The organism is Pseudomonas sp. GXM4, assembly GCF_008923895.1.
GTDB lineage: Bacteria > Pseudomonadota > Gammaproteobacteria > Pseudomonadales > Pseudomonadaceae > Aquipseudomonas > Aquipseudomonas atacamensis.
The window spans coordinates 29,875-45,669 of the sequence record NZ_WBRZ01000003.1; the positions used below are offsets into that span (position 1 = coordinate 29,875).

The 15,795-nt window shown below is 60.8% G+C and carries 15 protein-coding genes; 6 read left to right on the forward strand and 9 right to left on the reverse strand.

What is annotated here, in order from left to right; genetic code table 11:
* Positions 1-126 precede the first annotated feature (126 nt).
* Together xylF and xylA are read right to left on the reverse strand one after the other, a co-directional pair.
* Positions 127-1,128 carry a D-xylose ABC transporter substrate-binding protein gene (gene xylF / locus F8N49_RS01120; RefSeq protein WP_110645764.1) on the reverse strand — a complete coding sequence of 334 codons (1,002 nt, stop codon included), beginning with the start codon at positions 1,126-1,128 and terminating at the stop codon, positions 127-129.
* Positions 1,129-1,275: 147 nt separating this feature from the next.
* Complete coding sequence (xylA, locus tag F8N49_RS01125) at positions 1,276-2,592, reverse strand: xylose isomerase (RefSeq protein ID WP_130888049.1); 1,317 nt, start codon at positions 2,590-2,592, stop codon at positions 1,276-1,278.
* A gap of 175 nt (positions 2,593-2,767) precedes the next feature.
* Between xylA and F8N49_RS01130 the strand changes: the two genes are divergently transcribed.
* Positions 2,768-3,943 (forward strand): DNA-binding transcriptional regulator, encoded by a 1,176-nt coding sequence (locus F8N49_RS01130; RefSeq protein WP_016774329.1) that lies wholly within the window; start codon positions 2,768-2,770, stop codon positions 3,941-3,943.
* A 12-nt stretch (positions 3,944-3,955) separates the two neighbouring features.
* Here the strand turns inward: F8N49_RS01130 and F8N49_RS01135 are convergent, their stop codons facing one another.
* A complete protein-coding gene (locus F8N49_RS01135) occupies positions 3,956-5,122 on the reverse strand; it encodes an MFS transporter (RefSeq protein ID WP_151550636.1) in 1,167 nt (388 codons plus the stop codon).
* Between the two features lie 95 nt (positions 5,123-5,217).
* On the opposite strand from F8N49_RS01135, the gene F8N49_RS01140 reads away from it, so the two are divergent.
* Entirely contained in the window at positions 5,218-6,111 is an 894-nt protein-coding gene (locus F8N49_RS01140) for a LysR family transcriptional regulator (RefSeq protein WP_122750691.1), read from the forward strand.
* A gap of 48 nt (positions 6,112-6,159) precedes the next feature.
* Here the strand turns inward: F8N49_RS01140 and F8N49_RS01145 are convergent, their stop codons facing one another.
* Positions 6,160-6,936 (reverse strand): SDR family oxidoreductase, encoded by a 777-nt coding sequence (locus F8N49_RS01145; protein WP_151550637.1) that lies wholly within the window; start codon positions 6,934-6,936, stop codon positions 6,160-6,162.
* 208 nt (positions 6,937-7,144) lie between these two features.
* On the opposite strand from F8N49_RS01145, the gene F8N49_RS01150 reads away from it, so the two are divergent.
* Positions 7,145-8,044 (forward strand): LysR family transcriptional regulator, encoded by a 900-nt coding sequence (locus F8N49_RS01150; RefSeq protein ID WP_151550638.1) that lies wholly within the window; start codon positions 7,145-7,147, stop codon positions 8,042-8,044.
* Positions 8,045-8,058: 14 nt separating this feature from the next.
* Here F8N49_RS01150 and F8N49_RS01155 read toward each other — a convergent pair whose 3' ends face one another.
* Positions 8,059-9,498 (reverse strand): HD domain-containing phosphohydrolase, encoded by a 1,440-nt coding sequence (locus F8N49_RS01155; RefSeq protein WP_151550639.1) that lies wholly within the window; start codon positions 9,496-9,498, stop codon positions 8,059-8,061.
* An 88-nt stretch (positions 9,499-9,586) separates the two neighbouring features.
* Here F8N49_RS01155 and F8N49_RS01160 point away from each other — a divergent pair, with 88 nt between their 5' ends.
* Together F8N49_RS01160 and F8N49_RS01165 are read left to right on the forward strand one after the other, a co-directional pair.
* On the forward strand, positions 9,587-10,360 hold the full coding sequence (locus F8N49_RS01160; RefSeq protein ID WP_071171943.1) for an alpha/beta fold hydrolase: 774 nt from the start codon (positions 9,587-9,589) through the stop codon (positions 10,358-10,360).
* 26 nt (positions 10,361-10,386) lie between these two features.
* Positions 10,387-11,958: a GMC family oxidoreductase gene (locus tag F8N49_RS01165; protein WP_151550640.1), complete on the forward strand. Its 1,572-nt coding sequence runs from the start codon at positions 10,387-10,389 to the stop codon at positions 11,956-11,958.
* A 74-nt stretch (positions 11,959-12,032) separates the two neighbouring features.
* Here the strand turns inward: F8N49_RS01165 and F8N49_RS01170 are convergent, their stop codons facing one another.
* Complete coding sequence (locus tag F8N49_RS01170) at positions 12,033-12,446, reverse strand: PaaI family thioesterase (protein WP_151550641.1); 414 nt, start codon at positions 12,444-12,446, stop codon at positions 12,033-12,035.
* Between the two features lie 132 nt (positions 12,447-12,578).
* Between F8N49_RS01170 and F8N49_RS01175 the strand changes: the two genes are divergently transcribed.
* Entirely contained in the window at positions 12,579-13,034 is a 456-nt protein-coding gene (locus F8N49_RS01175) for a GNAT family N-acetyltransferase (protein WP_071171946.1), read from the forward strand.
* Positions 13,035-13,041: 7 nt separating this feature from the next.
* Here the strand turns inward: F8N49_RS01175 and F8N49_RS01180 are convergent, their stop codons facing one another.
* The 3 genes from F8N49_RS01180 to F8N49_RS01190 all read right to left on the reverse strand — a co-directional run bounded on the left by F8N49_RS01180 (position 13,042) and on the right by F8N49_RS01190 (position 15,717).
* Complete coding sequence (locus F8N49_RS01180; RefSeq protein WP_256675375.1) at positions 13,042-13,590, reverse strand: DUF3885 domain-containing protein; 549 nt, start codon at positions 13,588-13,590, stop codon at positions 13,042-13,044.
* A 129-nt stretch (positions 13,591-13,719) separates the two neighbouring features.
* Positions 13,720-14,661: an AraC family transcriptional regulator gene (locus F8N49_RS01185; RefSeq protein WP_122750697.1), complete on the reverse strand. Its 942-nt coding sequence runs from the start codon at positions 14,659-14,661 to the stop codon at positions 13,720-13,722.
* A gap of 231 nt (positions 14,662-14,892) precedes the next feature.
* Positions 14,893-15,717 (reverse strand): oxidoreductase, encoded by an 825-nt coding sequence (locus F8N49_RS01190; RefSeq protein WP_151550642.1) that lies wholly within the window; start codon positions 15,715-15,717, stop codon positions 14,893-14,895.
* Between the last annotated feature and the right edge of the window lie 78 nt (positions 15,718-15,795).

Sequence of the window (15,795 nt, forward strand, 5' to 3'; positions counted from 1 at the left end):
CCTTGTGGGAGCGAGCTTGCTCGCGAAAGCGTCAGTTCAAGCAATGCATCTCTGACTGATACACCGCCTTCGCGAGCAAGCTCGCTCCCACAGGGTTCTTTGCATAACCAAAGATTTGGGCTCTGGTTATTTCCCGGCAATCTGCGCCTTGGTGTAGAAGCCGTCCTGTTCGAGCAAGTCGATGTTGTCCTTGGTCAACGGGGTTGGCGTGAGCAGGATGGTGTCGACTTTCTTGCTGCCGTTGTCGTACTGCGAGGTGTAGGCCGGTTTTTCGTTGCGTGCCAGTTGCACCGAGAGCTTGGCCGCTTCGGAAGCGATGAGTTTTAGCGGTTTGTACACGGTCATGGTTTGCGTGCCGGCGATCACGCGTTTGACCGCTGCGAGGTCGGCGTCCTGACCGGAAATCGGCACCTTGCCGGCCAGCTGCTGCGCTGCCAGTGCCTGGATGGCACCGCCAGCGGTGGCGTCGTTGGAGGCGACGATGCCGTCGATTTTGTTGTTGTTACGGGTCAGGGCGTTTTCAACGATGCTCAGCGCTTCGGTCGGGTTCCATTCCTTGACCCACTGCTGGCCGACGATCTTGATATCGCCCTTGTCGATAGCGGGTTGCAGCACTTTCATCTGGCCTTCACGGAGGATCTTGGCGTTGTTGTCGGTGGGCGCGCCACCCAGCAAGAAGTAATTACCCTTGGGCGCCGCTTTCAGCACGCCGCCGGCCTGCATCTCGCCGACCTTTTCGTTATCGAAGGAGATATAGGCGTCGACATCGGCGTTGAGAATCAGCCGGTCGTAAGACACCACTTTGATCCCGGCTTTCTTCGCCTCGGCCACGGCGTTGGTCAGCACTGTCGCGTTGAACGGCACGATGACGATCACATCGACGCCGCGAGAGATGAGGTTTTCGATCTGCGAAATCTGCTTCTGCTCGTTGGCGTCGGCCGATTGCACGAAGACTTTGGCGTCCATTTTTTCCGCCGCCGCGACGAAGTAATCGCGATCGCGCGACCAGCGTTCCAGACGCAGATCGTCAATGGAGAAACCGATTTTCGGGTGGGTGGCGTCGGCCATTACCGGCAGGGCCAACAACGCCAGGGCACTGGCCAACAGCGTACGTTTCAAGTTCTTCATGGTGGTGCGTCCTTTTATTTTTGTTGGAAAGACACGGCCTGACGATGAATCGGGCTGGTAGAACTGTAGAGAATCTGCCGACGCAGCAGGCACAGAATTGTCGTGCAATTGTCACAGCGTGGTTGCGTCGGCAGAGGGTCTCGGCGATCAGCGATAGAGATAGCGGTTGACGATGTTTTCGAGCATTTCCTGGCGGCCGCTGACGGCTTGCGGGTTCAGCTCGTTGCTGAACGCGTGCTCGGCCAGTGACTCGAGATTGAAGTCGCCCGCCATCACCGCTTGCCCGAACGGCTGACGCCAGCCGGCGTAGCGTTGGTCCTTGAGGGTTTGCAATTGATCGTTCTCAACCATCGCGGCGGCGCGTTCCAGCGACAAGGCAAGAACGTCCATGGCACCAACGTGACCGTGGAACAGGTCGATTTCGTCGAGGCTCTGCCGGCGCACCTTGGAGTCGAAGTTGAAACCGCCATTCTTGAAACCGCCGGCCTTGAGGATTTCATAGGTCGCCAGGGTCATTTCTTCGACGCTGTTGGGGAACTGGTCGGTGTCCCAGCCGTTCTGCGGATCGCCGCGGTTGGCATCGATGCTGCCGAAGATACCCAGCGAGGCAGCCGTGGCAATTTCGTGATGAAAGCTGTGGCCGGCCAGGGTCGCGTGGTTGGCCTCGATGTTGACCTTGATTTCCTTCTCCAGGCCGTACTGCTGGAGGAAGCCGAACACCGTGGCGCTGTCGTAATCGTATTGGTGCTTGGTCGGCTCCTGCGGCTTGGGCTCGATCAGCAGGTCGCCGGTGAAACCGATCTTGTGCTTGTGCTCGACCACCATGCGCATGAAACGCCCGAGTTGTTCGCGCTCGCGTTTCAGATCGGTGTTGAGCAGGGTTTCGTAGCCTTCACGGCCACCCCACAACACGTAGTTGGAACCTTTGAGCCGATGGGTGGCGTTCATCGCGCTGAACACTTGCGCGGCGGCGCAGGCGAACACTTCCGGATCGGGATTGCTCGCAGCGCCGGCGGCAAAACGCGGATTGCTGAAGCAGTTGGCGGTGCCCCAGAGCAGCTTGATGCCGCTTTGTTCCTGGTGCTGTTCGAGGCGATCGACCATTTGTGCGAAGTGTTCGCGGTACTCCTTCAGCGAATTGCCTTCGGGGGCGACGTCCGTGTCGTGAAAGCAGTAGTAATCGATGCCCAGTTTGCTGAAGAACTCGAATGCGGCTTGAGCCTTGCCGATGGCCAGTTCCATCGGTTCGCCACTGCGTTGCCAGGGGCGTTTGAAGGTGCCGGCACCGAACACGTCGGAGCCCGGCCAGACAAAGGTGTGCCAGTAGCAGGCGGCCATGCGCAGGTGTTCGCGCATGGGTTTGCCGAGGATCAGTTTGTCGGCGTCGTAGTGACGGAATGCGAGGGGCGAATCACTGTTCGGGCCTTCGTAGCGAACCGGCTCGATATTGGGGAAGTACTGCATGGACCTTGTCCTTGTTGTTCTTGGCGGTGTCTCGATACTAGCAACGCCCCCGTGCCCGCTGATTATGAAAAGCCTCAACTGCGAGTGCGATTTTGCGTATTGAGCTTCAGCGCTCGCAGGCCTAGTCTGTGTCCATCGTCGCCGCGACGAAGCGACCCGGAACAGCCTAAAAACAATGAAAAGCCTACCGCCCGTGCACCGCATCGCCCTGTTGTTCAACGGCAGCAAGATCTACGACCGTGGCATCATCAGCGGCATTGGCAACTACCTGAGCAGCACCCGCGCTTCCTGGGACCTGTTTCTGGAAGAGGATTTTCTCTGCCGCCTGAAAGGCATCGAGCGCTGGCAGGGTGACGGGATCATTGCCGACTTCGACGATCCGCTGATTGGCGAGGCGCTGGCCGACATTCATTTGCCGGTGGTGGCGGTGGGCGGTTCCTACGAGGATGCACGCGCTTATCCAAAAGCGATTCCCTACGTTGCCACTGACAACAACGCATTGATCACGCTGGCTTACTCGCATCTGGTCGAGGCGGGGTTGCAGCGCTTTGCCTGTTTCAGCCTGCCGGAAGCGCAGGCCAATCGCTGGGCGCAGGAGCGGGAAAAAGCCTTTCGCAAACTGATGCAGCGCGACGGTCTGCACGCCGAGATCTATCGCGGCATGGGCACCAGCGCGCCGCTGTGGGACAGCGCCGTCGAGCAACTGATCGCCTGGCTGCACAGCCTGCCCAAACCGATCGGCATTATCGCCGTCAGCGACGCCCGTGCCCGGCAGTTGCTGCAAGCCTGCCTGACCGCCGGCATCGCCGTGCCGGAGCAGGTCGCGCTGATCGGCATCGACAACGACCCGCTGACCCGCAGCCTGACGCGTGTACCGCTGAGTTCGGTGATTCAGGGCACCGAAACTATGGGCCGCACCGCTGCGCAATTGCTGCACCAGATGCTCCACGGCATGCCGTCCACCGGCACGCAGATTCTGATTCCGCCGGACGCGGTCAACGTGCAGGTGTCGAGCCTGCACCAACCACTGGGCAATCCGTACGTCATGCAAGCGCTGCTGTTCATCCGCCAATATGCCTGCCAGGGCATCAAGACCGCGCAAGTGGCGGCGTATGTCGGCGTGTCGCGCTCATCGCTCGAAGCGCATTTCCGCGCCGAGCGCGGTTGCAGCGTGCATGACGAAATTTTGCGTTTCAAACTGGCGGCGGCTACCAGCGGTTTGAAGAACACCGATGCGGCGATTGCCGACATTGCCCAGGCCTGCGGCTTCAAGTCTGCGCAATATCTGCACACGGTGTTCCGTCGCGAGTTCGGCTGCACGCCCCGCGAGTATCAGCAGGGCGGCGCATAGCGCTGCGAAGACTTACGCCAGCGCAGCGGCACTGGCTCTGGAGCGCCAGGCGAACGTCAGCACCATCAGCAGGCCCAGACCAGCCATCGCCGCGCCGGCCAGGGAAATCGCCGGATAACCCAGCCCGGCATTGATCACCGCGCCACCCAGCGCCGCGCCGATCGCGTTGCCAAAATTGAAGGCACCGATGTTCACCGCCGAAGCCAGATTCGGCGCGTCCTTGGCGGCTTCCATCACGCGCATCTGCAGCGGCGGCACCAGAGCGAAGCTGGCGATACCCCAGATCAGAATGGCGACGGCGGCCGGCAGCGGCCAGCGCATCAGCACCGTGAACGCCAGCAACACCACAATCAATGCGCTCAGCGACACGATCAGGGTGCGGTCGATCGAACGGTCGGCAGCCTTGCCACCCCACATATTGCCCAGGGTCAAACCGATTCCGAACAACACCAGCATGGCGGTGATGAACGCGGCGGAGGCGTGGGTCTCGCTGCTGAGGATCGGCGCGATGTAAGTGAACACGGTGAACATCGCACTCGAGCCAACCACGGTCAGGGCCAGCGCGGCCAGTACCGGACCTCGGCCCAATACCCGTATTTCCGCCAGCGCACCCGCGCCTTGCTCTGCTTTCAGGTTGGGCAGGGCGAACCACAAGGCGATCATGGTCAGCACGCCGAGGCCGGTAATGCCCCAGAACGCCGAGCGCCAGCCAAACAGTTCACCAAACCAGGCTGCCAGCGGCACGCCGCCGATAGTCGCCAACGTCAGGCCCATGAACATTGCCGCCACGGCGCCGGCGCGTTTTTCCGGCGCGACCACACTGGCGGCAACCACCGAGCCAACTCCGAAGAACGCACCGTGATTGAGCGAGGTGATCACCCTGGCGACCATCAGGCTGGAGTAATCGGTGGCCAGCGCTGACATCAGATTACCCAAGGTGAAAATCGCCATCAGCCCGATCAGTAGATAGCGCCGGGGGATCTTGCCAGTGGTCAGGGTCATCAGCGGCGCGCCGAGCAGAACGCCCAAGGCGTAGGCACTGACCAACAACCCCGCAGCAGGAATGGAAACGCCGAGATCGGCGGCAATGCCGGGCAACATGCCCATCGGCGCGAACTCGGTGACGCCGATGCCAAAGGCGCCGACGGCGAGTGCAACAAGTGGTGGATTGATACGCATGGAAAGTCTCCTCATCTATGCCGCCAATGCTACGATCCATCGTTTTCAGGCGGTAGATGGCGATTCTGGCAATCACCTTTGCGTAAGAGGCACGAATGGACTTCAACGGCAGGTCAGGGGAAATGAGCGTGTTCGTCACCGTGGCACAGGAGGGCAGCCTCTCAGCAGCGGCGCGTGCATTGGGGCTGACGCCTTCGGCGGTCAGTCGAATCATCGCCCGCGCTGAACAGCGACTCGGCACTCGTCTGTTGCTGCGCACCACCCGTGCGCTGACGTTTACCGCCGAGGGCGAGGCCTTCCTGCGCGGTGCCCGGCGAATTCTCGCCGACATGGACGAAGTGGAAGGGGCCATCACCGATCAAGGCGTACCCAAGGGCCGCTTGCGTGTCAGTGCCGCCCTTGGCCATGGACGGCTGACCATTGTGCCGCTGGTCGCAGCCTTCACCGCCCGTTACCCGAACATCGTCGTCGACCTCAGCCTCGGCGACGAGGTAGTCGACATCCTCGCCGGTCAGGCGGACGTCGCGATCCGCTTCGGCCATCTGCCCGACAGCCCGTTGACCGCACGCCGGCTCGGCCACACCGGCCAGGTCGTGGTCGCATCGTCCGATTACCTGAAACGCCACGGCACACCTCTCGAACCGGAAGACCTGCTCAAGCACAATTGCCTGCGCTTCAACTTCCGCCGCGCCGAAGCCAACTGGCCGTTTATCCGCGACGACAAGGAGTTCTCGCTGAAAGTCAGCGGCAACATCGAATGCAGCAGCGGCGAAGCACTGGCCCAGTTCGCCAGACTCGGCGCAGGCGTTGCACGGATTGGCGAGTTCACCGTCAGGGAAGACTTGCAGCGCGGCACGCTGATCCCGCTGCTCCAAGCTTTTAACCCGGGCGATGAGGAACCGATTCATGCGGTGTTCGTCGGCGGCGCGGCGATGCCGGTGCGGGTGCGCTTGTTTGTGGATTTTTTGCTGGAGCAGCATCGGATGTAAGCGTGCCGGTCGGATTCAGCGAGTCATCCTTGACCCGCAGGCTGGCGGCTAGATTGTCGGGATGGTCCCGCCGTCGATCACAAATTCACTTCCTGTGATCGAAGCCGCTCGCGGCGACGCCACAAACCCGATCAGCTCAGCCACTTCAGCTGGCGTCGATGGGCGGCCGAGCGGAATACCGCCCAAGGCTTGCATGATGATGTCCTTGCCACCCTGATAGTCAGTGCCAGCCTCCTGCGCGAGTCGCTCGGCCAATGCCACCGATGCTTCGGTTTCGACCCAGCCCGGGGAAACCCGAACCACACGGACCCCTTTGGGCGACACCTCTTTCGAAAGGCTCTTGCTGTAGGTCGACAGCGCAGCCTTGGCCGCCGCGTACGCTGTGGTGGATTCCGGCAGCGGCAATCGACTCTGGATGGACGTGACATGGATCACCACGCCATCCCGACGCTCGAGCATGTCCGGGAGCAGGGCGCGATCAAGGCGCACCGCCGGCAGCAAATTCAGATTGAGTTCGCATTGCCACTGCTCCTCGTCCAGCGCTGCAAAACCACCACCGGGGGCCGACGAGCCACCCAGGACATGAACCACTATGTCGACGCCGCCCAGTTGCTGTTGGACCGCTGCGATGAGTGCGTCACAACCTTCCCGGGTCGAAAGATCAGCCGCAACCAGCAGTGCGCCCGGCATTTCGACGTCCACTTGCCGAGCCGAAGTGATGACCTTTGCCTCCTCGGCCAGAAACCACTCGACCACTGCTTTGCCGATTCCCTTGGTGCCGCCAGTGACGAGCACCCGTTTGCCAGTCAATCCTGAATTCAGCATGGCGAGATCTCCAGCGCTCGGAATTGATGGGTCGCGTCGTAGATTTCTTTCTCGTCGTTGACCGTGACATACGTCTGCACGACGGAGGGAAGTTGAAGGTTCATTGGCTGACTCCTGATTGATTAACTGGAGTCATCTTGCTGGGCCTCAGATAGTTTGTTCAACTGGGACAAATCGTAATGACCTATCCCGAAAATGAGGACAATCCATGGTTCAGGATCGCTTGGCCCTCAATGAACTGGACGCCGTCATAGCCGTGGCTCGAAGGGGGTCGTTTCGCCAGGCCGCCATTGATCTCGACGTCTCCACTACCGCGCTGAGCAACACCATTGCGCAACTGGAAGCGCGCCTCGAATCGCGACTGTTCAACCGCACGACCCGTAGCGTCGCCATCACCGAAGCGGGGAGAGTGTTTCTCGAACAGGTGGGGCCAGCCTTGCAGGATTTGCGTTCGGCACTCGATGCAGTGCGCTCGCAAAACGCCGGACCCTCGGGCACGTTGCGCATCAACGCCTTCGCCAGCGCTGCGCGTTCGGCGCTGCTGCCACTGGTGATCGAGTTTTTGCAGCAGCATCCGAAAGTCCATATTGATCTTGTAACCGAGGGCCGGCTGGTGGATATCGTGGCTGACGGCTTCGATTTCGGCGTGCGCTCGGCAGGCCTGGTGCCCAACGATGTGATTGTGGTGCCTGTCGGCCCGCCGCAACGTTACGCGGTGGTCGGTTCGCCGGGGTATTTTGCACAACAGGGCAAACCGCGCACGCCGTCCGAGCTGCTCGGGCATCAATGTATCCGTGTGCGACTACCGAACGGGGCTATTTTCCCCTGGTATTTCGAGCGGGACGGAGAAGTTACCCGTCTTGATGTGAACGGTCCGCTTACGCTGGATGAATCGAGCGTGGTCAAGGTCGCGGTGCAGGCGGGCATGGGGCTGGGCTTTTTCATGGAGCAGGACGTTCGTGACGAAATCCGCACCGGCGAGTTCGTACAGGTACTCAAGGACTGGACCCCGCCCCGAGACAGGTTGTGCCTGTACTACCCGAACCGCCGCAATCCCTCTGCGGCCGCCAGGGCATTCATTGAGTTGGCGCGCGCCAGTCAGGCTTGACCCCGGCACGGTATTCAGGCGATCAAGCCCATCGTCAGCCCCTTCAGAGTGGCGGCTGCACGGGTCGAGCATTGCAATTTGCGAAAGATGCTTTCCATGTGCGTGCGTACCGTGCTCGGACTGATAGCCAACAGTTGCGCGACTTGTTTGTTGCTGGCGCCACGGCTGATTTCCAGAAGAATGCGGCACTCACGCGCTGTCAGCAGCGAAGGCTTGGGTTGCCGCACGCGGCGCTCGCCACTGGCGGCAGCAATGACCGCTTCGCAGACATCGTTATCGAACAGACCACGGCCAGCATCCTTTTTGAGCAGCGTGGCTGCTGCGACTTCGTCGTGGGCTGTTCGCCATGGCCGGGCTTGCCTCAACGCTACCCAGGCGACCGAGGTGGCGAACAGCCGATGTTCGGCATTCAGTGCATCACCCGCCACGCCGCGAAAATAGCCGCTGCCATCGAGCCGTTCATAAGCGTGGGTGGCTATCTCGGCGGGCGCGGCCAGTTCCATTAACGGCCGGAGCGCCTGTTGCGTCCAGTAAGGCACCAGGCGCACTCGCTCTGCCGCACCGTAGGGCAGCGGCCCTGGGCTATTCCATAGGTGATTGGAAACGGCTGCGCGGCCGAGACCGTAAATCAGCGCGGACTTGCCAATGTCTGTCAGCGTCGGCTCACCCAGCCCCCACAGGCGCGCAGCTTCCACGGCGACATGGGCGACCTGACGCGAATGCCCGGCTAGCCAAGGCAGCTTCAAGTCAATGATGTCTCCGACCAAAGTCAGTGAGACATGACGCTGCTCAGGCGCGGCTTCAACTTTTGTGCAAAGCGTTTCCAGATCAGCCAGCCAGGCCTTGGCATTGGCCACCAGCAACGACACCAGCGATGCGGGATAGCGCCGATCCGACTGCTCGCTGATCCAGCGCAGCGCCGCGTCCAGGCCATGGGCGCGGGTGAGAATGTCCAGATCACCGGCCATGACCACCTGATAGGCGACTTCAGGGATGTGTTCATGGCTTACGCCCAGCGGTCGGCCAGTGCCGTCGTAAGTTTCGAACACCCGACACAGGCCCGCTTCAACGGCGGTTCCGAGCTGAAGGGTTTTGGCGATTGCACCTGACACCTCACAGTGCACCACGGCCAGCGGGGTTGCCTGATGCACCGCGTTCATCTGTTCATTGCCCAGGGTCAGATCGAGCATTGCGCGGCGACCATCGACGTCGTCGCCCAGCAGGTCGGCAAAGCCTTCGGCGTTGGCTGTGCACCCAGACCAGCGCAGCAAGGCAATCTGCTCTGCAACCTGCAGATGCTCACCGTCGCCGTGGCGTGCCTGCGCGAGCATCCGCGCCAAAGCGGCAACGCGCCGGGAGTGACCGAGCGGTTGCCCCATGCTGAGGTCACCGACCTGGGCGATGGTTGCCAATGCGCCGTCCAGTGAGATGTCCAGTTGCAAGCCACTATCCATGAAAAATGCCCCGGGGTCGGATAATTGACCGATGCCCACATCGCAGGCCGGCCAGCACACTCTGAACTCCCGAACAGGAGCTCATCCAATGAAAACAATCAAATCGAAATTCGCCACCGTCGCCTTTGCCCTGGCCAGTACGTTCATGGCTGGCGCCAGCCACGCGCAGGATACAACGCCTTCGGTGGTGATCGTACACGGCGCCTTCGCCGACGGTTCCGACTGGGCCAAAGTGGTGCCACTGCTGCAAGCCAAAGGCGTGGCCGTGACCGTTGTGCAAAACCCGCTCACCTCGCTGGCCGACGACGTTGCCGCCACGCGCCGCGCGCTGAACAACCAGCAGGGCAAGGTGGTGCTGGTCGGTCACTCGTGGGGCGGCACGGTGATTACCGAAGCCGGTAACGACCAGAAAGTCAGCGCGCTGGTGTATGTCGCCGCCTTCGCGCCAGACGCCGGGCAAACCAGTGGCGAACAGGGCAAAGGTGCGCCGACGCCGCCGGGCATCAGTCAGATCAAGGCCGACGGTAACGGCTTCCTCTATCTCACCGCTGAAGGCATGGCCAAGGACTTCGCTCAGGATCTGCCGGCCGCGCAGACCGCCGTCATGACCGCCACGCAAGGGCCGATCAAGGCCTCGGCTTTCGAAGATAAAACCACCGCTTCGGCCTGGAAAACCAAGCCGTCCTGGTACCTGCTCGCTACCGAAGACCGGATGATTCATCCCGACGTCCAGCGGTCTGCCGCCAAGCGCATCGGTGCGACCCTTGCAGAGGTGCACGCCAGCCATGTCCCGCAGCAGTCGCAGCCGGCGCAAGTCGCGGCGGTGATTCTCAAAGCCGTGCACAGCGTTGCTGAACAGTGATCGCGGCATCGAAGGGGAGCGGGCGTATGGACCCTCGAAGCGATCACGACTATGACTTCATTGTCTGTGGTGCCGGTACGTCGGGCTGCATAGTCGCTGCGCGGCTTGCCGATGAGTCAGGCGCACGGGTTCTGCTGATTGAGGCCGGCGAAGACTATTCGGGCCCCGAGGTGACCGAACCGGCGCAATGGCCGCTGAACCTCGGCTCCACGCGCGACTGGGCATTCGAGGGCCAAGCCGATCCACGCTTGAACGGTCGACGGCTACCGTTGAGCATGGGCAAGGGGCTCGGCGGTGGATCGAGCATCAACGTGATGGTCTGGTCGCGCGGCCATCGCGCCGATTGGGAGCATTTCGCTGCCGAATCTGGCGACCCGGCCTGGGGCTACGCATCGGTGCTCGATTACTACCGCAGGATCGAAAACTGGCAAGGCAGCCCGGACGCCACCCGGCGTGGTTCAGGTGGGCCGGTACATGTCGAGCAGCCGGCCACACCTCAACCCCTTGCGTTGGCAACGCTGGAGGCGGCCGGCGATCTGGGCATCCCACGATTCGACAGCCCCAATGGCGAGATGATGGAAGGGGCAGGAGGGATCGCTGTCACCGACTTGCGCATCAAACAGGGCAAGCGCGAGTCGGTTTACGACGCCTACATCCGGCCACGCTTGCACTGTCCGAACCTGACGGTGCTGACCGGGGCGTTGGTGACCCGCGTGTTGCTGGTCGGCACCCGGGCCGTCGGTGTCGAAGTGTTGATCGCCGGCGAGCGGCGGCGCTTTCATGCCGCAGCTGAAGTCATCCTGTCCATGGGCGCGGTGCAATCACCGACAGTGCTCATGCAGTCGGGCATCGGCCCGGCGGATGAACTGCGAAAACACGGCATCGCACCGGTCGTTCATTTACCCGGTGTCGGCGAGAATTTGCAGGATCATCTGGCTTTCGGCTGCACGTGGGAATACCAACAACCCCAAGCGGTCGCTGGCAGCGGATGCGAAACCACCTTGTACTGGAAAAGCGACAGTCGCCTGGAAGCCCCGGATCTGTTGCAGTGTCAGCTGGCATTCGCGGTACCGTCTCCGCCAGAGGTCGCCATCGAGCCGCCGGAGCATGGCTGGACCATGTTCGCCGGGCTGGCCAGACCGGCCAGTCGCGGACGCTTGCGGTTGTCGGGTGCTGGGCCGCTGGATGCACCGATCATTGAGCCGAACTCCCTGAGCGAGCCCGAGGACATGGCCGCAGCCCATGCGTCGATCGAACTGTGCCGCGCACTCGGCAACAGCCAAGCCTTCAATGGGCTGATCAAGCGCGAAGTGGTGCCCGGGCCGAGAGAACGCCGCGCTATGGAACAGTTCATCCGCAACTCGGCGATGACCTACTGGCATCTGTCGTGTACGGCAAAAATGGGCCGCGATGCGCTGTCGGTGGTTGACCACCAATTGCGCGTGTACGGGATCGACGGGCTGCGCGTTGCAGATGCCTCGATCATGCCGCGCATCACCGTTGGCAACACGATGGCGCCGTGTGTCGTTATTGGTGAGCGGGCGGCGGATATGCTTCTGGCTGCGTATGGGGTGACGATGGCGAACACAATGCCTTGAAGGTAATGACCGTGCGGGCGGGGCGGCAAATCCCGGCCTGCCGTCCAGGTGGGGCGATGAGTCGAGTCAGTCGATCAATTCATCGGCACCGCGAACACGGCACTGGCGCGCGCAACCGTTCGCTCACCGACGTGCAGACTGACGCCAGCAAACGCCAGTTGGCGGCCCTTTTTGGAGTGTTCAAGACGCACTTCGAGCCACTCGTTGATGTGCACCGCGCCGAGATAATCCAGGGTCATGCTCGCGGTGATCAACGGCTGCGGCGGATCGCTGGAGAAGGCCATGGCGTAGCCCATGCCCACGTCCGCTAGCGTCGCCAAAACACCACCATGCAAAGTGCCGCGACCATTGGCATGGCGGGAGTCGGTCAGTAAGCCCAACTCCAATTGCAGGCCGTGGCCTCTGGCGTAGATCGGGCCGAGCAGATCCAGCAACGGACTGCTGCGGGTGAATGGAGTGAAACCTTCGGGAATGGCCGTGGTATTCATGATCCCATCCTGATGCAGGTGGCTGACCTGTGTGATTGGGCGAGGAAACGCAGGAGGGGGCAAGCACTATGTGGATGGGGAATTTGCTGCGATAAGTGCTGTACACGGAACTGACAAGCAAGGAGCTACGTGATGGATATTCAAATTCACATTGCGAAAGATGCGGATGCATCGGCTATCAGTGAGACGGTCATCAAGACGCTCCGTGAGAGCAATGCTCGCGACTATTCATCCGAAATCATTGATCGAGTAATTGAAAGCTTTTCGCCTTCGAAGATCCTTCGCTTGTTGGCTGAGCGTCAGGTGCTAGTCGCTACGCTCGACAGTCAAATCGTCGCAACGGCAAGTCTTGATGGAGACGTTGTTCGAAGCGTATTTGTCGACCCGGACTTTCAAGGAATGGGTGTCGGAAGCCAGCTGATGAAGAGCATTCAATCACTCGCCATGGACGCAGGTTCCAACTTGCTGCGCGTTCCTTCCTCAGTCACCGCAGAAGGCTTCTATGCTTCGCTCGGCTTCAAGAAAATCAGAGATGAGTTTCATCAGACGGAGCGCACGATCATCATGGCGAAGAAGTTGAAACGATAACGTTCACCTAACGTTTCAGCCCGCCGAATGTGGCTTCCATCGCTACGCGGTCATGGTCGAGCAGCCAGGCATAGTGTCGTTGATAAAGCTGCGAAAGCAGTTCGGTATTGGTCCCAACCACGTCCATGCCTCGGTCGTCATAGGGAAAGACCATGACTCGCTTGGGCAGATTGAACAGGTAGACAGTACAGTTCGCACGCGGTTGGATAGCACCGAAGTCCTTGGCCAATGCGCACCAGAGTAATGCTTGAATGCTCGCGATAGACGCTTCGAAGGCGACGTTGACCCAGTATTCCGGTTCTTCCTCGGTGAACCATTCCTCGTTGTCTATTTCTTCGCTCCAGATGCACAGCGCTGATGGAGTATCGATTCCAGCAGATTTAAGGGCGCGAAGAGTGCTGCGGTGGGCGAATCGATTGCGACCGGAATGAATGCGCAGGCATGCGACAAACGATGCGTCCCCTTGGAAAATGTCGCCGCAGATGGTTATGGATTTGCGCATAGCGGTCAGGAATTGCTCGATGATTCCGCCCGTTTCGGAGAGTTCGAAACGCAATCCTCCCGGCCAGGAATAGAAAAGCGGACGGGCGAATGCCTGGGGTCCAAATGCGTTTTCGATCTCAGCTCTCAGATTCACTTTCTTCCCTTCAATGTGGATTTCTGTTTGTTCAACACGCGGGTGAAGTCAGTGTGACGACACAAACGGCGAAGCACTCGTCGGTGCCGGCAGCGCATAGGCCTGTTTCATCCACGCCACTTCCGCCAGCGGTGTGCGGCCGAAGAGGCGTTTGAAGTCGCGGCTGAATTGCGAGGCGCTTTCGTAACCGACCAGAAACGCAGTTTTTGCCGCAGTCAGGTCGTTGCGCAGCATCAGCAATCGCGCCTGGTGCAGCCGCGTCGACTTCAGATACTGCATCGGCGAGGAATCGGTAACCTTGCGAAAGTGCAGGTGAAAATTCGGCACGCTCATCTGCGCTTCCTCTGCCAGGGTCTCTACGTCGAGATGCTGGTGATAACAGCTGTGGATCTTGTGGATGGCGCGGGTCACCTTGCCGAACTGGCCCTGTTGGGCGATGGCGGCGCGCAGGGTGCCACCTTGTTCGCCGGTGAGGATGCGGTAGTAGAGCTCGCGCAGCATCGCCGGGCCGAGGATTTGCGCGTCGGCATCGTCGCTCATCACTTCAAGAAAACGCAGGGTTGACCGGCGCAGCGGTTCGTCGAGAGGCGAGGCGTACATGCCCATCGGTTGCGCTGTGGGAAATTCCCACCGCTCATCCACTTGCTGAATCAGCTCGCCGGCCAGGGCGAAATCCAGACGCACGTACACCGCGAGCATTGGCTCGGTTTCGCTGGCATCGGTTTCCATGGTGAAGGGTACCGGCACCGACACCACCAGATAATGCTGAGCGTCGTAGACGTAGACTTCATCGCCGAGATAACCGCGTTTACGCCCCTGACAAAGGATCACGATGCCCGGTTCGTACAACACCGGCGTGCGGGTCAGCGGTCGGTTGGAACGCAGGAACCGCACATCGCCCAGCGGGCTCAGGTTGTAACCTTCCAGCGGGGCGAGCTGGCTCATTAGCTGGACCATGCGCGCTGTGATGGGGTCTTTCGGTTTCGGCATGGGCTGTGGGTTTCCTTGTGAAAAGGCGGGTTTGAACCTGTCTGGCTGATTGGCGGGGTGTCAGACAGAGCCCTCACCCTAGCCCTCTCCCAGAGGGAGAGGGGACTGACCGTGGTGCTTTCTGGTACTACGCCGACCTGTAATATCGTGCCGAACGCGGGGGTTGAATCCACCCGCGATCGGCTCCCTCGCCCTCCGGGAGACGGCTGGGGTGAGGGTGCTTTTGATCTTTCAGCCATCCGTCGAACGACTGAGCGCTTGCCATTGCTCAATACTCTCCGCCGTCTGCTGCAACTTGTCACGCACCAACGCCAGCGCATCACTACCCAACAGCAGATGAGCGGGCGGGTTTGGACTGTCGATGATCGTCAGTATGACCCGTGCAGCTTTTTGCGGATCGCCCAGCTGATGGCCACTTTTCTCCTCCCGGGCCTTGCGCACCGGATCGAAGCTTGCGTCGTAGTCACTGATGCTACGCGGCGTGCGTTGCATCGAGCGGCCTGCCCAGTCGGTGCGAAATGACCCCGGCGCCACAGCGGTGACAAAAATATTGAAGGGCGCAAGCTCCTTGCTCAAGGTGTCGGAGATGCCCTCCAGAGCGAACTTGCTGCCGCAGTAATAAGCGATCCCCGGCATGGTGATGTAGCCACCCATGGAGGTGATATTGAGAATATGCCCCGCGCGGCGCTGGCGGAAATACGGGACGAACGCCTTGGTCACCGCCACCGCGCCGAATACGTTGACGTCGAACTGGCGGCGCATTTCCTGCAGCGATGACTCTTCGAAAATCCCCTCATGGCCATAACCTGCGTTGTTGACCAGCACGTCCACCGGGCCGTGACGATCCTCCACAGCCGCAACCACCCCATCGATGGCATCGAACTCGGTAACGTCCAAAACCACCCCATGCGCGCGCTCGGGCGACAGCGCTTCGAAGGCTGCCAGAGCGGATTCACTGCGCACTGTGCCGATAATCCTGTGACCTTGAGCGAGCGCTTCTTTGGCCAGCGCCTGGCCGAAGCCGCTGCTGACACCGGTGATGAAAAGAGTCTTCATGGATCTGTACTCCAGTAGGCAATTAGAGAAGTCATGCTAGGGCGGATAACGCTGGCGGACGATGCCGAATCGGATCGA